Raw genomic sequence first — 24361 nt, 5'->3', positions numbered from 1 at the left:
AACGTGTTACGCCTCATAAGACTGATCACTTTCCTCCGTTTTTTCCGCAAACAGCCGAATGACGAGCGGAAGCGCCGCCGCAATCAGCGTAATGATCGCAAGAACCGTTACCCCCATCGCAAACAGATGGCCCGTTCCGTATTGAATATCGATATAGACTTTCGAAACCGGACTGTCAAAGGTGAAGTTCGGCATAATCAGGTCGATCAAAGGCGCCACATAAAAGAGAATGAGCGCGGATGATGCAATCCATCCGGTGATTGAGCTGAAGACAAAGGCTGCCCGGATAAAAGCTGAACTCGCCGCAAGCAAGAGAATCGTAAAGACTGACCATTTAATCGTCTGATCGTCCGGAAGCGAGTAGATATTCAGACCGAACAGACTGATCATCAATCCGACCATAATGTTTAAAATCCCAAAGAGCGCGCCTTTGACAAGAAGCGGCGCCTGCTGATAATACGAGCTGAAATAGCCGATCAGAAGACTGCTGATCAGGACGATCACCAAAATGACGACCGGCGGAACATTCTGAACCCGGTCTTCCGGCACCTCTCCGCTGATTTTAAGCGGGTTGGCGAGATAATCGTAAACATAGCCGTTTTCCTGTCCGTCAACGAGCGCGTTCCCTAAAATGCCGTACACGTCATTTCTGATCAATTTCGTGGAATCGACGTTTTTGCCCCAGTTGCTGTTCAGGGTGTCCGCTTTATGCTGGACATCATTTACGCTTTGCTGCATATTGTCGGTATAGCTGATGATGCCGGACTGGCGTTCTGACAGATGGCCCATCGTGTCAGACATTTGCAGGACTTCGCGGCCGACGGTATCCTGAGCGCCGAGCGCCATCGTTCCGGTTAATCCGTCTCCGCTGAACGCGGCCGCTTCCTGCACGGCGCCTTCAGCCAGCTGATCGGATGCTTTCGCCGCGCTGTCTGAAATGCTGGCGAGCTCATCGAGCACTCCGGCTTGTTCATCTCTGATATACGAGCTGTAGTTATCCGAGAATTCGGTCATGCCTTTAATGAAATTGCTGATGTCTTCATCTGTCTGCATTTTGTTGTTTTTTAGATTTTCCCAGCTTGCTGTTTCTTCCGGTTTGATGGCGAGAACGGTTTGGACTTCGCCTTGCTGGGCTTTCAGCACCCTGTTTTTCACATCAGGCAGCGAGCCCGCGTCAAGAGAGTGATAGAGTGTGGCCTCATACAGGGATAAATCATTATAGTAACTCATTAAATCGGATATCTTTTTTGTATTAATGTCAGCGGCAAATATCTGTTCAAGAGCAGATTTGCGGCCGCTATCCAATGACGGGTAGTTCAAAATGTTCTGTTCTGTTCTTACAATCAATCTGTAAACGGTATTGAAGTCTTGTTTTCTCGTTTCTTTCAATTCCTCTAGCTTTTTCTTTGCACGTTTTTTGACGTCATCAATCTGGTCTTGAAGGCCTTGGATTTCTTCATCAAGAGCATCGAGACGTTTTTTCAGTTCTTCATTATGAGTCTGCTGTTTCTCTTCCAGCTCTTTTTCAATTTGCTGAATGCGCTCTGCGGCTTGGTTCAGCCTTTCTTTCGCCTCAGATATGTCCGTGCCGCCGTCCCCTTCAGAATCGTTCGGGTCGTCCGCCGGCTCATCAGCAGGCGGAGTGACGTTTTTAGCGGCTGTCGCGGCCTGGACGGTTTTTGGCTCCTGATCGCCTGTGTTATCGGAAGCAGGCTGCTCTTCTTTTGTGCCGTCTTCCGTTTTTCCGTCTTCTCCGGGATTCGTTCCGTTATCCGGATCGGTATCGCCGGAGTTTTCACCGTCATCGCCTTGGCCCGGGTTTTCCGGTTCCGGTTTTTCTTTTTCCGGTTCTTTTAATCCGTCAGAAATGTGATTGATTTCAGCGGAGATGCGTTTTAATTCGTCACGCTGATCGTCAAGGTCCATTTTCAGATCGCCGGGTTTTTCTTCTTCCGGTTTTTCTTCTTCCGGTTTTTCTTCTTCTTTCGGTTCATCCGAGCCGTCATCACCCGGGTCCTTTTCCGGAACGGTTAATGCCGGCCGATCCCTTTTCATAAGGGTTTGGATACTGTTCAGTGTTTCAAATCTTGCTTGAGCTTTATATTGAGTCAAATAATTGTCCAGTAAATTGGATTGAATATTCGCCATCCCGTGTTCCTGATCAGGAACCTGCGCTTCTCTCACCTGTTGAGCGGCAAGAAGAGCCGATCCCGTCTGGTCAAGCTGTGTCTGCGCCCGGTTTATGCCTGAAGACAGCCCGCTCATCATCGTGCTGAACTGGTTGGCGGCCTGCTGTGCTTTAATGGCATTCAGTCCGGTTGTGATTTGCTTTTGGTTTTGTTCCTGCGCGGCCATCAGCAGTTTTTTCTGATTTTCTTGATATTGTTTATAGCGCTCGACCGTGTCGGCAAAGTCTTTAAGCGTGGTTTTGGCTTCATCTGCCGAAGTCAATTTTTCTTTTGCCGCGCCCTGCGCTTCATTCATTGATTTTTTCAGTTCGTCAATCAGGTCTTTTTGCCGTTTGATTTCACCTGCCAAGTCATTGGAGCTCGGCTTGTAAAAGTTGTACATGACGTTTTGAAACTCTGATTCTTTATTGACGATCTTGTCAAAATCGCCTCGGACATTGTTCACTTTTTGCGAGACGAAATTCCAATATAATGCCGACATTTTTTTATTCATTGATTTTTGGGCGTCTTCTAGCTCACGCTGCACCTTTTCTTTGTTGACGGCGTTCAGGTTGCTTTGAATATTGAATGTCAGCGTGGCTTTTTGCGGACGCTCCTTGTCATAGCTTAAGATGTCTTTTGAAAAATCGGATGGAATGTAAACGACGGCGTCATACTTCTTAGCCGCCAGACCGTTTTCAGCCGCGCTCCTGTTGACAACCGTCCATGAATAATCCGGACGGCCGCCGAGAGCGGCCGCTACTTCTTTGCCGAAATGGACGGATTCCTCTTCCTCATTTTCATCTGTTTGTAAGCCCATGTCTTCATTCACGACTGCGATTTGGCGGGTGGCGTTGATTTTTTGTTTTCCCGGGTCATCGCCGATAAACCGGAAAAACAGCACCGGCAGCAGCAGAATGATGACGACCGCGGCTATTAATTTGATCAGGCTTTTTCGTTGTTCAGTCATCTGACGGCCTCCCTTTCCGCTGAACATAAAGGTATTTGGATTTTTTGCTCTTTCCCGTTTTCAACCAAATAGCCGAAGCCCGGCTGAATGTCCGGTTCCTGCCTTTGGTAAGGCAGCGGAATGACATTTTGTTCGGATTTTTTCACAAGCAGCATCGCGTGGCGGATCTGTTTCATTTCCGTCGTTAAGGAATCATAGCCTTTTGAGAATTCGCTGTGATTGCCCGCCGGGATAAAACTGAAGCCCACATGCGCGTAAGATTTCATAAACATCGCCAGCTTGTCCTGAATGGCGGTGTCGATCGTCTGCTGGAATCTTGTAATGCCGTCGGCCATTAACACGACCGGAGAGAAACTGAGTTTGTGCACATCGCCATTTTTGACGGCCTGCGCATACTGAGCTTCGCGCTCCGTGAAAATAGCTTCTGCCGTTTCGATCCACTGCCGGACGTCTTCTTTTGTGTCCAGATAGCTGACTTTTGTTTCCTGCGCATACTGCGACAGTCCGCGGTCAATCGAGTCAAACAGCCCGACCTGTTCCGTACCTTCACGCAGCAGGTGATTCAGCATCACTTTCAGGATATTTGTTTTTCCCCGCTGTGTCTGGCCTAAGATAAGGCAATGCTTATTTTTGCCCAGATCAAAGTACACAGGGCTGACCTTTTCCTCATGAAGCCCGACAGGAATGCGGAACGGTTCTTGATCCGGGCCGAGACGGAGTGAAAATTCGCCGGCCGTCAGCCTATCCGGAAGCATCGGAATCGGGTCTGGGCCGGCTGTTCCGGCGTGGCGCTCAGCTAATGCTTTGACATCGGCTTTCAGCGCCTGGAACATCTCGAGGTCATTTTCCGCTTCAGCCGGAAGAAACATTTGCGCGAAAAACAGTTCTTCTTTTTGGATCATCACGCGGCCCGGGATCGGTTCGAGACTGAACGGCGGACGCCCGTAAATGGAGTATCCTTCTGACTGATCCATTAAATAATGGACGACTTTCGTTTTTATGTTGTTTAACAGCGACTGGCGGACGGCGTTTACCCTCGTTGCAGTCAGCAGGAAGTAAATGCCTAAGCTTTGCCCGTCGCGTGAAATCTGGATAAATTCCGTTTCTAATTCATGCATTTCATCTTTTACGATGTCGAAATTGTCAATTGTGATAAATATAAACGGCAGCTCTTCTTCACTGAGCGAATTGTACATTTTGATATGGCTGACTTCTTTTTCTCTGAACAGCCGTTTCCGCCGCTCGATTTCTTCCTTGATGCGGATCATGAATTTTTCGATCTTTCTCATTTGATCCATTAAGAAATAGTCTGCGGTGTGCGGAAGCTTTGCCAATGGCAGAAGCGTGCCGTTTCCGAAATCAAAGATGTACATATGAAGCTCTTCCGGCGTGTATCCTTCCGCGAAGTTCATCAGAAAGGTGATGGCAGCCACTGACTTGCCGTAGCCGGATGAGCCGAAAATGCCGATGTTACCGTCATCCATCATCGTATAAGCGAGAGGCGCCTGTCTTTGCTGATCAGGCTCATCCACGCAGGCGATGAAGAAGCGGTCTTTTTCCTGCGCAGGGTAAAGCGTGCGCGGGATACGTTCGGCAAGCGGCGGAAGCCACGGGCTCGGCAGCTTTTCAATGCCCATTTCATTTTGAATCCGCTCGATTTCTTCGACTACGGCTTCTATTTCTGCCGGGGCGTCTTTTTTCGCCGCATCATCCGCATCCACCTCAGACAGCGGGATTAAGCCGGTGTCGGTAACGATGGCAATGTCATCCTCGGTGCCGTATACATCTTCCATGTAAGGGGCGCCGCTCCAGGCAGACTGGAACTGCTCATACACTTCGTTATTTCCGACTTGCAAGTAGCCGCGTCCGGTGACCGTAATATTCGCCGCATCACTGTTTTTCAGGATTTCTTTACTGTCACTTGCATCCTGCACTTTCAGCGCGACCTTAAAGCGTGAGTTGCTCCATATTTGGTCGTCAATGATGCCGCCCGGCTTTTGCGTGGCGAGAATTAAATGCACACCAAGGCTCCGTCCGATGCGGGCCGCGCTGACAAGCTCCCTGATAAAGTCAGGCTCTTCGCTTTTCAGCTCGGCGAATTCATCTGAAATCAAAAACAGGTGCGGCATCGGAATCTCCGTTTCTCCCTGTTTATACAGCTTTGTATAGTCATTGATGTGATTGACGCGATATTGATCAAACAGACGCTGCCGTTTTTTCAGCTCGCTCTTAATGGATGCAAGCGCCCTGATACTGAAGTTTCTGCTTCCTTCAATATTCGTGATGGTTCCGAGAAGGTGCGGCATCTTGCGGAACGGCTGGGCCATTCCTCCGCCCTTATAGTCAATCAGCAAAAACGCCGCTTCATGCGGGTGAAAGTGAACGGCCAATGACAGGATGTACGTTTGCAGAAATTCACTTTTCCCGGAGCCGGTCGTTCCCGCCAGCAATCCGTGCGGCCCGTGCGCTTTTTCATGCAGGTTTAAATAGACGATGTCGTCTTTTCCTTTATAGCCGATCGGAACAGCCAGCGATTTTGCAGACTCACTTGTCTCCCACTTCTGCCTGATGCCGATTTCTTTTACTTCCTTCGCATGAAACAGCTCCAGAAATGAGACCGTTTCAGGAATGGAATTCGTCATTCCGACCTGATGGTGCAATGTCCGAAGCGTCCGGGAAAACCGCTCGTTGTTTGTCCGTTCGTGCCTGTCCAGCTTAAACGGGATCTGCACCGCTTTTTTCTGCTGAATGAGAATGTCTCCCTCATCTTCATTAATGTAGCGGACGAGGGTGTGAATGTTTTCCGCCAGGCTTTCCTTCGTTTCCGCGGCGATGATTGCCGAGATGCCGAGATGCTCATGCCGGCCTTCGATGTATTCTAAAATGACGTGCTCTGCGATCAGCTGCTGATTTGTGATGACAAAGACAAAATGCGGCTGGAAGATCTTCTTTTCTTTATCTTCTTCCAAATCCCGCTCCCGCAGCAGCTCGTAAATGGACGATAACAATTGATCGCGGGTCTGTTCATTGTAAATAAATCCTTTCGCGTACATATGAGGCAGCTGAAATTGCGGCAGCCACTTCATCCATTCCCATTCCTTATATTCGTCCTCATGAAAGATAAAGACAAATCGCAGGTCATGGTAGCTGTTGAAGAACGCGAGCTGGCCGATCAGCTGATGAATTTCATTTTTGACGATCTGGGGTTTCCCGACAAGCCCCATCGGCCCTTCTTGTAAATCAACGGTCACGGGCGCATGGCGGATATCTTTATACACACGCTGCATGTGCTGCGACTGCTCCATCAAGTCATCCACATCACGGTTCGCCAGGTCTCCGCCGCTCATTGAAATCTCGTAGCTTGCCGGGACCGTGCCCGTTCCGAGCCGAAGCATCAGAAAATCCCTGCTTTCCAGCGATTTCTCCCAAATGCGGCCGCTGATTTCAGAAGTTAAATATTTCATTTTTTCAAACGGGGGAAAATGATGCGTCAGCACTTGCAGCTGTTTTTCCGACAGCGTCTGAAGCTCTTTCCGCTTGCTTTCTAAATACTGCTTGTACACACGCTCCCGTTTTTCCTCCCGTTTTTTCCGCTGGTTTTTTTCACGGAAATACTGCACGGTGGACGTAATGAGAGTCATCATAAACATCGCCAAAGAGACAAGGATGAATATGCCCCTCGGCTGTATAATGGCGACAACCCCCATTACAATCAGCATGACCAAAGGAGGCAGAATGACGAGCCACAGCCCCCGGTTATTCTGTTCGCTTTCCTGCGAGGGAAAGCTGAATGAAACGCGGTCTTCTGGAAGATCGTAGACCATACGCGGCGTTCTTCGATATTGCGGGTATTTCTTTTTCATTTCGGTGCTTGGTTTTACCGTTTTGGTTAAACCGGTTTGAAGCTTTTCGTGATGAACGACTTCTAAAAGGTCGTCCTCCGTCAGCCTCACACGCAGAAAATTCCACAGCAGCTCATCTCCCGTGCGGAGCCTTTCGGGAGCTTCTGCAAGTTTTCCGTTCACATAAACGTCCTGGCCATCAGGGACGACAGACCAGCATCCTCCCGACTTTCGCAGATAAAAAGCCCCTGTTTGAGCGGAGGACGGCTCTTTGTATATATCCGCTTCCTCTGTTTCTGATGAGAAAACGATCTCATCCTTCCCGCCGATAAAATAAACGGAGGATTCTTCTTTGTCAGGGATGAGCAGAAGCCGCATCGTCTCTTCTTCAATCCGGCAGGGCATTTCATTTCCTATTGTCAATTCGCCGGCACAGTTATTTCCCAGGAAAACATCATAACGATCTGTTTCTTTTCGATAAAGGGTTGCGGCGTTTTGCCGTAACGGAAGTGTGCCGACCGTGATTGTATCTTTCATATCCGGACCGATCGTAATCGGCTGAGACGGCGGGAGTTCAGACAGCTGAATCTTTTGTACGTGCTCTCGGTAAAAGACCCATAACAGACTCATATGGCGAACCTCCTGACAGCCTGATCGTTACCTGCGGCCATTTGATGTGTGCTGTTATTTTTTTTCATCTTTTTTCTCATCTTTCTTGTCGTTCTCTTTGTTATCTTTCGCTTTGTCTTGTTTGCTTTCATCCTGTCCGGCGGAAGCTTCGGCGGTGTCACCGTTTTCCTCCGCTTCTTTATGCTGCTCCTCCGCCTCTTTTTTCGCCTTCGCAAGCTCGCTTTCCACGGCGTCCAGTTCTTTCTGCTTTTCGTCGTCTTTCATACTGTCATCCGCTAATAATTGCTGTTTATATTTTGTAAGTCCGAGCCAGATGTACGGGTTGTACTCAAGATTGCGGCCGATTTTGATGGCTTCTTCATTTTCCCCTCTGCCGATATCAATCCAATAAAGGAAATGCTTCGGGTCTGATTGCAGCGTGACCAGATTCCCGATGTTTTTCCGCTGCTCTTCCCTCAGATTTTCAACTGCCACATAAGAGGAAGCAAGCTCGTACTGCACAGATTCCGGGAGGCTTTCCGCATCGTATTTGGCGAGTGTGTCAATGACTTTGCTGTACTGCTGATTTAAAAAATAGCGGTTGCTTTCCGTAATTGCCTCTTGCTTTGGCTGGGCGAAAAACAGAACGTATAAGGAGTAAAGAAGTGCCGGCACAAGGAGGACGGCAAGCGCCAGACCGGCGTATCTTTGGATTTTCCATTTCTTTTTCGGCAGTTTTATGTATGTCTTGTCCCTTTCTTCGAGGGAATCAATTGCGGTTTGAATGGTTTCTTCCAGTTCTTCAATCGTCTCCGCCTCTAGCACGCTTTTCACCTCAGGAGAGAAGTGAAGCGTCTCCTTGTACTTCAAATATTCATCGAAGGTGTACGCCCCGTCAGCTGCAAGCGCCGCACAGGCTTTGAGCTCTTTTAACACCCTTTCTCTATCTTCCTCATAAGGCGGAAGGCTCTCCTTTACGCCGTAATGAAGAAAGTAAGGCGTCAGCGCTTTATCAAACACGATATTTTCAGGGGCGGCAATCAGATTGAGACGTTTCAGCTTATGCTGTTTCACGGCTTGGACGAGACGGTAGGCAAATTGCCACCTGCTTTTTTTATCTTTTCCTTTTATATAGCGGAAAGCCTGATAAGAAGAAGGAGGTTTGATTGTGATGGTTACTTCGTCTTCTGAAACTGAAACCTCTTTTTGAAAAAAAGGATCAGCATCTTTAATCACGTTTGCTTCCAGCCCGTCAAGAAGCTTGATTTTTTCCCGCTGGAAGGTGAACGTGAAGCCTGATTCGGTTTCTTCCCGGACGGCGTCTAAATCTGTTTCTAAATAAGATCTGTTATGACCTGTCATTCCACCATGTCCTTTCATAAAATTTCAAGGCGGTCTCCGTTCGTAATGCCGCAGTCAGATAGCTTTTGTTCTCCGGAAAAAACCGCTTCTTTATTGACCACTCTGATCCAATAGCCTTCACGCGGCGGAACGGATACATGCTGAGCCTGCCGGGCAATATCAATGACTTTTTTCACAGAATGGTAATCTGACAATCTGAGATCGAAGACGCTGCCGTTATAATGTGTTAAATCTATTGTAATATCGATATACATATTCATATCACCCTTACATAGAAAGAGCGCCGTCTTCTTGATTGAATCAGGCGCTCCGTTTCTTCATTCATCTTATTATCCGCGAATTTGGTTAGCGATATCTTGGTCAGTAGACTCAAGCGTATTTGCCGTTTGATCGAGCTGATGATTCACATCTTGAAGCAATTCAGACATTTTAATAAATGAAGGTTTCAGCTGCTCATATTGATCTGCAAATGCTTCACTTGAAGCACCTTCCCACATGCTTTTCAAATCAGAAATCATGCGGTTCAGGCGGTCAACCTGATTCATGACTTCCTGACTTTCAACGCCATATTGCTTAGCCATCGCTCTTAGCTCTTCGGGTGTGACACGAATTAATCCAGACATATTCCTTATACCCTCCTGTGTCATCAGCCTAAATATGGGCTAATTCACTTATTTTTTGAACGTCATTATTATAAAAACAACCATTCGGCACAGTCAAACAAATCTGTTTTAATTTTACAAAATGAGTCTTATGATATATTGGATTTTTCGTCACATTTACACATTTTGTAAATGTAGTAGTATGATTTTCTTATTATTTTCGTTTTCATCAAATGATCTTATTGTCCTAGTCTATTTCCCTGCAAAGATGCCTTTCAGTCTGAAAAGCAAGATGGTAAGATCAAGATATGAAGCTATGAAAAAGTAGGGATACAGATGACCAATCCAAAGGATCCATTTAAGTACAGTTTCGACAGGCTTGAAGATGTTGCCGACCATATCAGTGAAGTTCTTCAATGCCCCATTACAATAGAAGACGTTAATCATAAACTGCTTGCATACAGCACGCACAGCGATTGTACAGATCCGGCTCGGACGTCGACGATTATCGGGCGGAGGGTGCCGGAAAAAGTCATCAACAAACTCTGGAAAGACGGAACCATTCCGGCCCTTTTAAAAACGGACCAGCCGATCAAAGTGAAAGAAATTGACGAGGTGGGCCTGAGCAACCGCGTGGCGATTTCCATCTGGAAAAACAGTCAGGTTCTCGGATTTATTTGGGCGCTTGAGATCAAAAAAAAGCTCAATGACGAAGATCTGAAGACACTTCAGCTGGCAGCCAAAGCGGTGCGGAACAAGCTTTTGCACCTGCAGATCCGCAAAACGAAAATCGAAGAGCGGGGCCAGGAGTTTTTTTGGAAAATGCTGACCGGCCATATTTATCAGGAAGCCGAAATGGCCGAAGGGTTTCATAAGCTCGGAATGGCGCTGCCGTCCGTGTTCAGCGTCATGATCATCCGTTTACATGATGAGCTGACTGAAAAGACGGAACAGCAGCTGCAATATTTGCAGGAAACGACACAGCAGATTCATGTCATGCTGGCGACTGTTGATTCAAATGAATTAATCTTATTAGCCGCGCCGAAAACCGATCAGCCTTTTAAAGATGTAAAGCACTTCGCCCTTCATATTCAAAAACAGCTGAAGGAACGATATAAAATTGAGGATGCGTCGATTGCGGTCGGCGGTATTTACGAATCGATTTCTTATGTTTACCGCTCCTATCAGGAAGCGCTTTCCGTATTAAAAGCGAAAGAGCGGTTTGTGAGAGAAACCAAACACCTTTTCAGCTTTTCGGAACTCGGCATTTATCAGTACCTGGATGTGTTGGATGAAAAACGCAAGCACAGCGGCTATATGAACTATTCCCTGTCAAAGCTTGAGCAGTATGACAGGGAGCACCAAGCCGATATGGTAAAAACGCTCGAACATTTTATTGATGCCGACAGCAATGTCAACACCGCCGCTAAAGCGCTTAACATCCATGTCAATACATTGAATTACAGGCTGAAAAGAATCAGCCAGATCGCAGAAATCGACTTAAAAAATGTGAATGAAAAGTTTACGATTTACCTTGATATCAAACTTCGCAGCATGGGTTCGTGAAATTTCACAAATCCGTGTTTTTTTATTTTCTGTTTCAAACAAAGAATTTTCGCAAAAATCGCGCTACACTTGAAGCATCACACAAACATTGGGGGAAACAGACATGATTATCGGGGTTCCAAAGGAAATCAAAAACAATGAAAATCGAGTGGCATTAACACCTGGAGGCGTTTCACAGCTTATCGGAAACGGCCATCGGGTTCTTGTGGAATCCGGAGCGGGACTCGGAAGCGGCTTTACAAATGAAGATTATGTATCAGCAGGGGCGGAAATTCTGGAGGACAGAAAGCAAGTATGGGATGCGGAAATGGTCATGAAGGTAAAAGAACCGCTGGCTGAAGAGTATGCGTATTTCCGTCAAGGTCTGGTCTTATTCACTTACCTTCATTTAGCTGCAGAGCCGGAATTAGCTAAAGCGCTTACAGAAAAAGGCGTGACAGCTATTGCGTACGAAACGGTAACGGACGGACGTTCCCTTCCGCTGCTTACGCCGATGTCCGAAGTGGCCGGCAGAATGGCCGCGCAAATCGGGGCTCAGTTTCTTGAAAAACCAAAGGGCGGAAAAGGAATTTTATTAGCCGGCGTACCGGGTGTATCCCGCGGAAAAGTCACGATCATCGGAGGGGGCGGCGTCGGAACAAATGCCGCGAAAATGGCTGTCGGACTCGGTGCCGATGTGACAATGATCGATTTGAACGCAGACCGACTGCGTCAGCTTGATGATATTTTCGGGCATCAGATTAAAACATTGATGTCAAACCCTGTAAATATTGCAGATTCCGTCGCGGAAGCGGATCTTCTGATCTGCGCCGTGCTCATCCCGGGAGCCAAAGCGCCGACTCTCGTTACGGAAGAAATGGTTAAACAAATGAAACCGGGTTCCGTCATTGTTGATGTTGCCATCGATCAGGGCGGCATTGTGGAAACCGTTGATCATATTACAACCCACGATAATCCGACTTACGAAAAACACGGCGTCGTGCACTACGCTGTCGCCAATATGCCGGGCGCCGTACCGCGTACGTCTACGCTCGCATTAACGAATGTGACCGTTCCTTACGCGCTTCAAATCGCCAATAAAGGCGCGGCACAAGCCATTGCAGACAGCCCTGCGCTTAAAGCGGGCTTAAATACGGCTAACGGACATGTCACGTATGAAGCGGTAGCCAAAGACTTAGGCTATGACTACGTGCCTGCTGAAAAAGCAATGCAAGGTTCGGCTGCAAAAGCTTAATAGATATGAAGAGGACAGCCTGATCAGCGGGCTGTCCTTTTTTCTTTCTCATAAAAGGAAAAACGGCCCCCTGTCTCGAATATCAATTCATATCCCGGAAGAAAAAGGAGGATTCATATGGCTGTTCAGCACTATGGTGTATTAAAAGGCACTGTGTCAGATATGAAAAGGGAAACAGATGATGATTCTCCGCATTTTCAAGTCGAGGTGCTAGGCGAGCCTGATACGCGCTATCGCTGTGCGATCAATGTCATGTCAAGTTCAAAAGAATCAGAGGTTCTGTATGCGGCACGCGATCATTTTGATGCAAGCGCGATCACCCTGCTGCCCAACATTCCGTATGGATATACCCCAATTGATGAAACCAGCCGTGAGCTGGCGCTGGATTATGTCCGCGGCGGATTGTTTGATCCCCGGAACATGGTGCCCCTCCCGCATGAAGTCACCGGTCCGGATAATGACTTAAATGACTTTATTGAGACGTACATGCAAAAAGCCAAATCAGAAAAAGCCACCGTCTATATTTACGGCTCTAAATTCGGGCCGGAGCCGGGCGCTGATAAGATTTTCGGGTTCAAGCCGACAAACGGCATGCATAATATTCATATGAATCAGGGAAACCCAATTGATACACGCTGGAAGAAGGATAACGGAACGTGGCACGACGGCGGTATTTTAATCCAGTTTGCAGACCAGTGGGCCGCGGTCTTTTTGGCTTTTCTGTCTCAGTCATGGTGCACGAATGAAGAAGGCCACCCTTATACATTTTGTGATCATACACAGCTTAACGGCTGATGTCCGCATAAAAAGCCTGCCGAAATAACGGCAGGCTTTTCTTATTACATTTTAGCGGCTTCGGCCTGTTTCAGGCTTTCCGGCCTCATATCACGCCAGTTTGTTTCAATATATTCGAGACAAACGGGGCGGGTTTCATTCGTGAGGCGGGTTTCCCAGCCGTCCGGCACATCCAGATAGGCCGGCCACAGTGAGTACTGGCCTTCAGCATTGACGAGCACATGGTATGAGCCGTCTTCCCGTTCAAATGGATTTGTCATATCATCTCTTTCCTTTCTTTACCGGACTGTACGCCGTCCGTTTAATTTCTCTGCCAGAATCGCGCCAATGTCGGCAAGCGGGCCCGGCTGGCACATATCTTTATGGCGGCAGTCTAAGTCATACCGCTCGATTTTCCCCGTAATATACGGTTTCCAAGTATCCGGCTCAATTGGGTCAAACCACTCCGGAATAATCGTTGATCTGAAGAACAGCACATCTCCGTGGAACGGTTTCGGCTTGTATGTTCCTAACAGCCCGACAGAATTAATGTACGTGTCTTTCAGATTCATCATCACTGACTCGTCCAGGCTGGCTAATGCGCTTCCCTCACGGCGGAGAATGGTCAGCGCGGCGTCAAAATCAAGCGGCTGATCCCCGAGGCTGTCCGGGTCGTACCCTCCCAGGGCGAGCAGCGCGATGACGGCTTCCTCGTCATCAGGCGCATTTTTTATCGGCAGAAAATGATTCGGATACGCGTCAAGCATCACCAAAAGCGAAACCTCTTCACCCCGGCTCTGTAATTGTGTCGCCATGGCCTGAATGACATTCCCTCCGAGAGACCAGCCGAGCAGACGGTACGGCCCTTTCGGCTGCACGGTACGGATTTTTTCAATATAATCCGCCGCCATGTCATCTAGGCTTTGCGGAAGCGATTCTTTTTTTCCGATGCCTCTCGCCTGTAAGCCGTATATCGGATAATCAGCCTCTAAAGAAGACATCAGCCCGGCATAACACCAGCTGAGACCGCCGGCCGGATGGACACAGAACAACGGTGTTTCTTCTCCTGCCGTTCTGAGCGGAAGAAGAACATCAAGCGCGCTTGCGCCCGTTCCTGACTCAAGTCTTTCAGCAAGGCTTGCCACCGTAGGAGCTTCAAATAATGTTCCGATACTCAGCTCGGCTCCCATCGCTTCCCGAATACGGCTCATTAAATGAACCGCAAGCAAAGAATGACCGCCTAAATCAAAAAATCTGTCATCAATACCGACACGCGGCAGATGAAGCACCTCTGCGAACAGCTCACAAAGCATTTCTTCCTGCGGCGTTCTCGGTCCCCGGCCGGTGACCTCCGTTTGGAAGTCAGGCGCAGGAAGCGCTTTTCGGTCAAGCTTTCCATTCGGTGTCAGCGGCAGTTCATTCATTTGGACAAAAGCTGACGGAATCATGTAATCCGGCAGGCTTTCTTCGGCAAACCGGCGCATGTCCCCAGTGTCCAAGGTGCTGCCGGCAGATCGGACAAGGTAGGCGGCCAGCCGTTTATCTCCCGGCCGGTCTTCACGGACGACTACGGCGGCATCCTCGACATCCGGATGTTTGACGAGAACCGCTTCGATTTCTCCCAATTCAATCCGGAAGCCGCGCATTTTAATCTGGTGGTCCGCCCTGCCCATATAATCAAGAGAACCGTCCGTCCGCAGACGGGCTAAATCCCCCGTCCGGTACATTCTCGTTCCCGGCGGGCCGTACGGATCAGCCACAAAGCGTTCGGCGGTCAGACTTTGCCGCCCTAAGTAGCCTCGTGCCACGCCCCCTCCGGCCACATACATTTCACCCGTGATGCCCGGAGGCACAGGCTCCAGCCGGTCATCAAGCACATATACGTTCAGATCAGGAATGCCGCAGCCGATGAGGCTGTTTGCTCTCAGTTCGGCAATGTTTTTGTCTAATTCAAGGTAACTGACGTGCACCGTCGTTTCCGTAATGCCGTACATGTTCACGAGCACCGGCTGATTGTCCGCGTGGCGGCTGTACCAACCCTCAAGCCGGCTCAGCTCAAGCGCCTCGCCGCCGAAGATGATATATCTGAGTGCGAGCTGACGCCCAAGCTCTTTGTGTTCTTTTTCCGCATGCATCAGCTGGTAAAACGCTGACGGCGTTTGGTTAAGTACGGTCACTCGCTCTTTCACGAGGAGATGTAAAAACGCTTCCGGCGATCTGCTGATGTCATGCGGCACGACGACGAGACGTCCGCCGTGAAGCAGCGGCCCCCATATTTCCCAGACAGAGAAATCGAAAGCGTAGGAGTGAAACATCGTCCATACATCATCAGAATGAAAGTGATACCAATGCCGCGTCGACTCAAACAGCCGGATAACATTGCTGTGCGGAATGATGACACCTTTCGGCACACCTGTTGATCCCGACGTGTAAATGACGTAGGCCGGGTGAAGCGGCGACAGCGGACGAATCCGGTCAGCGTCCGCAGGGTTCGTGACGGCATATTGCCGAAGTGTTTCCTTGTTCCGCGGATCATCCAAGATGAAGGCCGGCATGCCGCTTTCGATAGAGAGCTTACTTGCGCCTTCACGGTTGGTGAGCATAAATACAGGCTTGGCATCATGTAACATAAAAGCAATGCGGTCCGCGGGATAATCAGGATCAAGCGGCAAATACGCTGCCCCCGTCTTCAGGACGGCTAACAGCCCGACAACCATATCTAAAGAACGCGGCAGCGCCAGTGCGACAAACTGCTCCGGGCCGACGCCGCGGGCAATCATCATGTGCGCGAGCTGATTGGCTCTTTCATTCAGCTCTTTATAAGTGAGTCCGCTCTCTCCAAATACTGCCGCCGTTTCATCCGATTTTGCGGCGGCCTGTATTTCAAACAGTTCAGGCAGTGTCTGCCGAGGCTGAATATGCTGTTTTGCCCGTTTAACCGGCAAAAGCTTCCGGCGCTCTTCATCAGAAAGAATGGTTAAGCTTCCGATCGGTTTTTCCGGATGTGATGCGGCATCTTCGAGCAGAAGAAGCAGGCGTCCGGCAAGTGCTTCAGCCGTTTCTTTTCTAAATAAGTCCGTACTGAACTCCAGCAGGCCTTCAATACCGGCAGGCGTGCCGTCGTCATGGCGCTGTTCAGCCAATTCCAGCGTCAAATCAAATTTGGACGATCCGACACTGCTGATTTGCAGGCTTGTTTCCATATCAGGAAGACTGAGTACAGGGTCAGGCGTATTTTGGAATGCGAGCATCACTTGGAACAGCGGATGTCTTGATCGGGAACGAACCGGATTCAATTCTTCCACGAGACGTTCAAACGGCACGTCCTGATGTTCATATGCTGCGAGATTCATTTCCCTGACCCTTTCAAGGAGCTCACAAAAGCTCGGATCGCCAGAGGTATCGGTTCTCAGTACGAGTGTATTAATGAACATACCCACAAGGTCTCCCAATGCATCATCACTGCGGCCGGCTATTGGACTGCCGATCGGAATATCGGTCCCTGCACCGAGCCGGGTCAGTAACGCGGAAAGCCCTGATTGAAGCACCATAAACAGGCTTACGCGCTGATTTCTGGCAAGTGAGAGAAGACGGGCATGAAGCTCTTGGCCGATGTTGACCGGAATGACGCCGCCCCTGTAGCTTGATTCAGCGGGACGCGGAAAATCAGACGGCAGCTCCAGCTGATCCGGTACATTTTCAAGCGTTTTCTTCCAGAAATCCAGCTGGCGCGCAATTAAGCTCTCAGAATCAGACGCGCTGCCTAAAAGCTGCTGCTGCCAAAGCGCATAATCCGCATATTGAACCGCCAGCGGCGCCCATTCTGCTTTTTCACCTGTTTGCCGGGCGATATAGGCTATGGATAAGTCACGCATGAGCGGATTCAAGGACCAGCCGTCACCTGCAATGTGATGCAGGAGAATCATCAGCGTATACTCGCCGTCACCAAGATCAAACAGCTCGGCTCGGACGGCCGGCTCTTTAGCGAGATCAAACCGATATCGTGCCGCAGCGGCAAGCATGTCTTGGAGCTCGTTTTTGTCTGCACGTGTCACTGTAAACACAGGGCGGGCTTCTTCAGCAGATAAAATGAGCTGATGAGATGATCCCTTATTTTCCGGAAAAACGGTGCGCAGGCTTTCATGACGGCTGACAACATCGTAAAAGGCGTGTTTCAGCGCTGATTGGTCAAGCTTGCCTGACATGCGGACAATCACCGGAATGTTGTAAGTCGGGCTTGGCCCTTCAAGACAGTAGAGAAACCATAGACGCAGCTGCGCAAATGACAGCGGGATATGCTCCGGCCGGTCAAACGGCTTGAGCTTAGGCCGCGCACTCTTTGCGGTGTCAAGCTGTGCGGCGAGCCCGGCAACGGTCGGCGTATCAAACAGACGGCCGATGCCAAGCTCTGCGCCCATCGTCTCCCGGACCCGGCTCATCAGGCGTCCGGCTAAGAGCGAATGTCCGCCCAATTCAAAGAACCCGTCATCAATTCCGACCCGCGCGAGACCGAGAACCTCGGCAAACAGATCGCATAATATTTCTTCCTGCGGCGTCCGCGGCCCTCTGTCAGACAGGACAGCGGAAAAATCAGGTGCAGGCAGAGCGCTGCGATCGAGCTTCTTATTCGGTGTCAGCGGCAATTCTTCCAGCTGTACAAACGCGCCCGGCACCATATAATCCGGCAGGCTTTCGCCCATATATTCACGAAGTCCGCCGATATCAAGGGGCTGATCCGCGACAGCATAAGCCGCCAGCCGCTTATCTCCGGGCTGGTCTTCACGGACAATGACGGCGGCCTGCGAAATACCCGGATATTTCGACAGCACTGACTCAATTTCTCCTAATTCTATCCGGAACCCGCGGATTTTAATTTGGTGATCGGCTCTGCTGATATAATCAAGCGAGCCGTCCTCACGCCAGCGCACGAGATCTCCCGTCCGGTACATCCTCGCGCCCGCGGGCCCGTACGGATCGGCAATGAATCTTTCCGCTGTTAAATCAGGACGGTTATAATAACCTCTGGCAAGCCCCTCCCCCGCTATATAAAGCTCGCCCGCGATTCCCGGCGGGACGGGCTGCAATGCGGCGTCCAGCACATATACCCGCGTGTTCCAAATCGGCTTTCCGATCGGAGGCGCCCCTGTATGGTCTTTTGCAAGCGGCTGTGCGGCCGACCAGATTGTTGTTTCAGTCGGCCCGTACAGATTCGTCACCGTACAGCCTGATTCAAGCAGAGCATGCATAAGCGCGTTCGGAAGCGCCTCACCTCCGACAAGCACCTGCAGCGCCCGGAGAGAATCCGGTTCATTGGTGACTAATGAATGCCACAATGTCGGCGTTGCCTGCATGATTGAAATACCGTATGAGTGAATCATGTGCGCAAGCGCCCGCGGTTCCTGAATCGTCTCTTTACGTGCGATGACGCACCCCGCCCCGCTGATGAGCGGAAGGAAGAGCTCAAGTCCGGAAATATCAAACGCCGCAGTCGTAACGGCAAGCAGGCGGTCTTGTTCGCCGAGCGGGAACATTTCCCGCATGGATAAGAGGAAATTGCTTACGCTTTTTAATGTGACGACTACACCTTTCGGTTTGCCCGTTGAGCCCGATGTATAAATGATATAAGCGGGGTGCAAAGGCGAACATTCCGCCTGAGCGGGACAGTCAGCATTTTGAGCGGCAACGGTTTTTACCGTATCCGGGTCATCGAGAATGATCCTTTTTGCATCACTGTCTTCCGGCATGCGGCCGGATAATTCCATCGTTGTAATCAGGCATGCAGGCTGTGCATCTTTGAGCATGTATGTGATCCGCTCAGAAGGAAAATCAGGATCAAGCGGCAGGTATGCGGCTCCCGTTTTCAAAACGGCCAGCATGCCCACGGCCAACTCCTGTGACCGCGGAAGCAGCAAAGCGGCAAATTGTTCCGGTCCGAGCCCTTTTTCCTTTAGCATGCCGGCAAGCTGGTTCGCGCGCTTGTTCAATTCGGCATAGCTGAGCTCTTCGTTTTCGGTGATGATTGCCGGCCGGTCCGGTGTTTTTACGGCCTGTTCGTAAAACAGCTCCGGCAGACTTTTCTGCTTCTCGGCCTTGCGCGTGTCATTCCAGCTTTCCAGTACGCGGAGACGTTCACTTTCAAGCAGAAGGTTGAGTGTGCCGATTTTTTGTGTCTGGTCTTTCACAGCGGATTCCAACAGAAGCAGGAATCGTTTTTGATGGTTTTCAATATCTTCGGCGCTGTACACTTCCGGATTCGCATCAAAGTCCACACGCATTCCGCTTCCGTCCGCTCTGTCGTAAACGTTAATTGACAAATCATCAACGGGCCCTGCTGATAAATTATGAACGGTCCCCCGCGCTCCGGCGAAATCAAGCGCGTAGTCAAACGGCATCACATTGACTTGCGGGCCGAACAGCCTGCGATTTTCTCCGAGCAATTTAAGGTCGCGGCGCATGTCTTCATGGCGGTATTTCTGATGGCGCCGGATGTTTCGGATTTCTTTTGCCACTTGGCTGACGGCCTCATGAAAATTCATATCCGGGCGGAGAGAAAGCCGTAAAGGCAGAAGATTCATGACCATACTCGGAATATTCAGTGAAATTGAGCCGATCCGCCCCATCATCGGTAAACCGAGCACGATATCCCCTGCGTTTGTCATCCGATGGACATATACCGCCGCTGCGGCCGTGACGGCTTCATGCCAGTTCGGAATCGCTTTTACATGCTGTAAAGCCGTTTCAGAAAGATAAGCCGTGCTTCTCCGAAAACGTGTTGACGTTCGCGGCGCTCTTTCTGCCAAACTGACGACATCAGGTTCATCCGCAAATTTCTCCATCCAAAATTCCCGATCTTTCAGGAATTGATCAGACGCGCGGTACTCTTGATCTTCTTTTACCAGATCCTCCAAAGAACCGAAGGAGCGCCCGTTATCCGGACGTCCTTCCCGTATTGCGGTGTACATTTGCGCCGTACGCCGTGCCAGCAGTGAAAAACCGTAGCCGTCTATCGCAATGTGGTGAATGCGCTGATACCAGAAAAAGCGTTCCGGTCCCGCCTGAAATAAAATGTCGCGGAACAAAGGCCCGGCCGCCATATCAACGGGCTCAGCCAAATCTGTCTGCATGAGTCTGAGTGCGGCCTGCTTCGGATCAGCTTCTGAACTCACATCTATGACATCGATCGCAGCCTCAAATGGAGGATTGATGATCTGCTTCGGCCCGTCTGCTCCCTCCTCGAAGCGGGCGTGTAATGACGCGGCTTCCGTCAGCACGCGTTCGAGAGCGGTTTTAAATATGTTCACATCGATCGCGCCGTTTATCTCAACGTACTCGCCTGTATTGTAAATCGGATTATCAGGATCAAGCTGCTGCGCAAACCAGATACCGGCCTGTGCGCCTGTCAGAGGCAGCTGTTGTGTATCATGCATTCTATTCTCTCCCTTTATAAATAATCTGCGTTCGGCAAGACTTTTTGAGATCGGGAAGAAAGAAGTCTCCACCACTCTTCCAGCGTCGGGTTCTCCGCCAGTTCCACAAACGTCACTTCAGCTCCGTCACGGCGCCATTGTTCGACAAGGCTCATGATTCTGACGGAGTCAAGACCTCTGTCCAGCAGGTCTTCATGATCCGAAATATCAGACGGTGATTCTTGAAGAATCGCCGCAATTTGTTCCCGCACCCGGTCTTTTGTCAATACGGCGGAAACCTTCTCTTCTCCTCCAGAAACCGGCGCGCCGCCCAGCAGCTCCAGCACTTCGTTTGTCAAAGCTGTGTAAGCGCAGCGCTGAGACGCATATTCGATGGCCATCTTATGTTTTTCTGAAGAAAAATCAGCAACGGCGTCTCCGATAAAGAAGCTTTGGATATCATCCATAAATGCTTCACAGGCTGTGACGAGACAGCCGATGTGTGCATAAATTCCCGTAATCATGAGCTGGTCTCTGCCGCTTTCACGCATGATCTCAAGGAGATTCGTCCGTTTAAACGCGCTGTATCTCCACTTTGTGAGGACAATGTCCTGATCATCCGGGGCAAGCTCCGGAATGACCTTTTCTTCATAAGGCCCGCTTTTTAGCCCCGGCCCCCAAAAATCCGTCAGCAGCGCACGGTCCGCCGGGTCTTGGCTGCCCGGCTGTGCGGTATACACCACCGGAATGCCGAGTGCTTTGCATTGCTCTTTTATTTTTTTGATATTCTGAGACGCCTCTGTGATCGGAGCTTCACCTTTCGCAAAAGCATCGACGAAATAATTCTGCATGTCATGGATCAGAAGCACCGCGCGTTTCGGATTCAGCGTCCACGATACTTTATTTTCAGGCATATCTGACGCTGTCGGCAGCGCATATGCGGGAATAGACGGTATAGCCAATGTAAACACTTCCTTTTTTAAGATTGTTTGATTTCAGCCGGCTTTACTTTTTGGGCGATCGTTTCGCGAAGATCCTTTTTACTGACCTTGCCGACGCCGGTTTTCGGAAAAGAAGCGATAAATTCAATCCGGTCGGGGATTTTATATGCCGCCAGTCCGCGCTCACGCAAAAATGCTTTCAGCTCTCCCGGTTTCGGCGCTTCTCCTTTCGGGATGACGAACACACAGGAACGCTCCCCGAGAAAATCATCCGGCATTGAAACCATGGCCGCATCATGAACGGCAGGATGCGCAAGAAGGTGATTTTCCACCTCCTCAGCGGCTATTTTTTCACCGCCCCGATTGATTTGATCTTTCGCACGTCCTTCGACGATGATATAGCCGTCCGCCGTCAGTTTGACGATATCGCCGGTCTGATAAAATCCGTCGGCTGTGAATGATCTTTCATTATGTTCAGGCGCTTTATAATATCCGCGAATCGTGTAAGGGCCGCGTGTAAACAAATGTCCCGCTTCACCGGGGGCGACATCCCGCCCGTCATCGTCTAAAACCCTTACCTCATCAAAAGGGGACATCGGTCTGCCTTGCGTATTGACAATGATCTCTTCAGGATCATCCAGTCTCGTATAATTCACCAATCCTTCCGCCATTCCGAAAACCTGCTGAAGGGTGCATCCGAAAGCGCTCTTCACGCGGCGGGCCGCCTCAGCACTGAATTTGGCGCCTCCCACCTGCAGCACTTGAAGGCTTGATAAATCATCACTTCGCGAACCGGATGCGTCCATCCACACCATCGCAAGCGGCGGGACGAGCGCTGTAATCGTGACACGTTCTTTTTCAATTAACGGGAAGCAGTCATCCGGACTCGGCGTCGGTGACAGAACAACCCGGCCCCCGGCATATAAAGTTCCCAGCACACCTGGCGAGCTGAGCGGATAATTATGCGCTGTCGGCAGAGCGGCCAAATAAACGCTGTGATGATCCAAGCCGCATATTTCCGCACTGATGCGCAAACTGTATATGTAATCGTCGTGTGTTCGCGGAATCAGCTTGGACAGCCCCGTACTGCCTCCTGAAAGCTGTAAAAAGGCGACTTCCGCCGGGCTTATATCTTCCAGCTGAACAGGCTCTCTATGCAGGCTGCTCAGTTCTTGAAACTCTTCAGCTTCGCCGGCCACAATGACATGCGCCAAATCCGGAAGTTTGTCTTTCACCTGTCTGGCAAGCGCCCTGTAATCAAAACCTGAATGCATATCAGGAATGATGTATGCTTTCGCCTCTGCAAACTCGCAGAAATACGTAATCTCACTGCTTCTATGAGAAGGCAGCGCGAAAACGGGCAGCGCTCCCAGCCGGAACAGCGCGAAAATCACTTCAAAAAACTCAGCGATATTCGGCAGCTGAACGACAACGCGGTCTTCCTTTTGAATTCCGAGCTTATGCAGCCCCGCCGCTAAACAATCTGCCCTTTCATCTAATTCTTTGTAGGTCCAATGTACATCTTTACACGTCACGGCAGTTTGATTTCCGTATAAAGCCGCGCGCTCTTTCAGCATTCCTCCGAACGTCTCACCCTTCCAGCAGCCGTCTTTTCGGTATTTGTCAGCCCATTCTTCCGGCCATGGCGAAAATCCAGTCAGCACGATCCGTTCCCTCCTTTTTTACAACTCATCTTGGTAAAGCCCCATCGCCCGGAGCATGGTGCGGAATTTGGCCGAGGTCTCGTCCAATTCATCCTGCGGCTTTGATCCGGCGACAATCCCGGCACCCGCAAAGAGCCGGAGAGACCTTGTTTCCGCTTCGGCGCAGCGGAGTGCGATAATCCATTCTCCGTCACCCTCAGCATCACACCAGCCCGCCATTCCCGTGTAGAAATTGCGGTCAAACGGCTCAATATCCTGAATCGCTTCTCTCGCCGCATCCGTCGGCGTTCCGCATACCGCGGGTGTCGGATGCAGGGCGATGGCCAGCTCAAGTGATGTCGTTGACGGATCACGCAGCTCTCCCTTTACCTCGGTGGACAGGTGCCACATCGCCTCAGTTTTAATGAGTGACGGTTTTTCCGGCACATCAAGCACACGGCAGAACGGTTTAAGGGCGGCGGCCACGGCGGCCACGACTACGGCATGTTCATGCAGATCTTTTGCTGATTGCAGCAGTTCTTCCGCTCTTCTCTGATCCTCGGCGGGATCTGTGCTGCGAGGTCTGGAACCTGCCAGCGGATTGGACAGAATCGATGTTCCGTTTTTGGACAGCAGCAGTTCAGGACTTGCGCCGAAAAGCGTTTTTCTTGTTTCTGACGTTCCCGTCACATCCGCAGCGAATGTATAGCCGCGCGGGTTGTGCTGCGCCAAATGCTTGACGGCCTGTGGAATGTCGATATCCTTTTCAGCGGTCAGATGAAGCGTCCTTGACAGCACGATTTTGCTGAGCGGACCGTCCGTAATGCTGAATACGCCTTGTTCCACACCGCTCATAAAGCCCTCAGGCTCCGGAACGGGACGGATGTCATATGTATTGGATTGCGGCTTTTCTGCGGAAGATTCCGCAAACGAAAGCGGGCCTGCCGTATGGACATTCTTCGGTACAAAAAGCCGGGAAGCTTTTCTGCCGTCAAAAGGAATGGCGCCGGCCGCAATCGGATGTTTGATGCCGGCTTGCTTTGCCTCAAGAAGCGTCTGTCTCACGCGTTCAGGCAGTGAATCCAGCTGATTTTCCGCGTCTGTATCAGGCACTTCCGCAAACATTCCTTCCGCAAGCATCGTACTTTTCGGGGAAGCTAAAAAGAACGCCCCGGGCTTGTAAGCGTCCAGCACCTCTTTTGCAGACACTTCCGCCAATAAATGTTGATTTGTCATGTTTGTCC

13 protein-coding genes are annotated in these 24361 nt (G+C 50.2%); 3 read left to right on the top strand and 10 right to left on the bottom strand.

From position 1 onward, the window contains the following. Positions 1-6: 6 nt before the first annotated feature. From esaA to BR62_RS0104295, 5 genes are all read right to left on the bottom strand, one after another. A complete protein-coding gene (gene esaA, locus BR62_RS0104315; RefSeq protein ID WP_032869794.1) occupies positions 7-3138 on the bottom strand; it encodes a type VII secretion protein EsaA in 3132 nt (1043 codons plus the stop codon). Further along, complete coding sequence (essC, locus tag BR62_RS0104310) at positions 3135-7610, bottom strand: type VII secretion protein EssC (protein WP_032869793.1); 4476 nt, start codon at positions 7608-7610, stop codon at positions 3135-3137. Before essC ends, esaA begins: the two co-directional genes overlap by 4 nt. Positions 7611-7664: 54 nt before the next feature. Beyond that, positions 7665-8951, bottom strand: coding sequence for a type VII secretion protein EssB (essB, locus tag BR62_RS0104305; RefSeq protein WP_032869870.1), 1287 nt, complete (start codon positions 8949-8951; stop codon positions 7665-7667). 14 nt (positions 8952-8965) lie between these two features. Beyond that, positions 8966-9205 (bottom strand): ESX secretion system protein YukD, encoded by a 240-nt coding sequence (locus BR62_RS0104300; RefSeq protein ID WP_007408690.1) that lies wholly within the window; start codon positions 9203-9205, stop codon positions 8966-8968. A 75-nt stretch (positions 9206-9280) separates the two neighbouring features. Beyond that, the gene (locus BR62_RS0104295; RefSeq protein ID WP_015418116.1) at positions 9281-9574 is read right to left on the bottom strand and encodes a WXG100 family type VII secretion target; all 294 of its coding nucleotides are present in this window, start codon (positions 9572-9574) and stop codon (positions 9281-9283) included. 315 nt (positions 9575-9889) lie between these two features. Between BR62_RS0104295 and BR62_RS0104290 the strand changes: the two genes are divergently transcribed. The 3 genes from BR62_RS0104290 to BR62_RS0104280 all read left to right on the top strand — a co-directional run bounded on the left by BR62_RS0104290 (position 9890) and on the right by BR62_RS0104280 (position 13148). Beyond that, complete coding sequence (locus BR62_RS0104290; RefSeq protein WP_007408691.1) at positions 9890-11119, top strand: PucR family transcriptional regulator; 1230 nt, start codon at positions 9890-9892, stop codon at positions 11117-11119. A gap of 103 nt (positions 11120-11222) precedes the next feature. Beyond that, positions 11223-12353 (top strand): alanine dehydrogenase, encoded by a 1131-nt coding sequence (gene ald, locus BR62_RS0104285; protein WP_003152011.1) that lies wholly within the window; start codon positions 11223-11225, stop codon positions 12351-12353. 117 nt (positions 12354-12470) lie between these two features. Beyond that, positions 12471-13148 (top strand): YukJ family protein, encoded by a 678-nt coding sequence (locus BR62_RS0104280; protein WP_007613467.1) that lies wholly within the window; start codon positions 12471-12473, stop codon positions 13146-13148. A 44-nt stretch (positions 13149-13192) separates the two neighbouring features. Here BR62_RS0104280 and BR62_RS0104275 read toward each other — a convergent pair whose 3' ends face one another. The 5 genes from BR62_RS0104275 to dhbC are packed head-to-tail and all read right to left on the bottom strand — an operon-like array spanning position 13193 to position 24353. Next, positions 13193-13408 (bottom strand): MbtH family protein, encoded by a 216-nt coding sequence (locus BR62_RS0104275; protein WP_007408694.1) that lies wholly within the window; start codon positions 13406-13408, stop codon positions 13193-13195. Positions 13409-13426: 18 nt separating this feature from the next. After that, positions 13427-20554 carry an amino acid adenylation domain-containing protein gene (locus BR62_RS0104270; RefSeq protein WP_032869789.1) on the bottom strand — a complete coding sequence of 2376 codons (7128 nt, stop codon included), beginning with the start codon at positions 20552-20554 and terminating at the stop codon, positions 13427-13429. Between the two features lie 14 nt (positions 20555-20568). After that, the gene (locus BR62_RS0104265) at positions 20569-21495 is read right to left on the bottom strand and encodes an isochorismatase (RefSeq protein WP_032869788.1); all 927 of its coding nucleotides are present in this window, start codon (positions 21493-21495) and stop codon (positions 20569-20571) included. Positions 21496-21512: 17 nt separating this feature from the next. Continuing rightward, entirely contained in the window at positions 21513-23138 is a 1626-nt protein-coding gene (locus BR62_RS0104260; protein ID WP_032869787.1) for a (2,3-dihydroxybenzoyl)adenylate synthase, read from the bottom strand. Positions 23139-23156: 18 nt separating this feature from the next. After that, the gene (gene dhbC, locus BR62_RS0104255; protein WP_007408698.1) at positions 23157-24353 is read right to left on the bottom strand and encodes an isochorismate synthase DhbC; all 1197 of its coding nucleotides are present in this window, start codon (positions 24351-24353) and stop codon (positions 23157-23159) included. Between the last annotated feature and the right edge of the window lie 8 nt (positions 24354-24361).

The organism is Bacillus sp. UNC69MF (assembly GCF_000746035.1).
GTDB lineage: Bacteria > Bacillota > Bacilli > Bacillales > Bacillaceae > Bacillus > Bacillus velezensis.
This window is presented reverse-complemented; position numbering and strand designations above follow the sequence as displayed.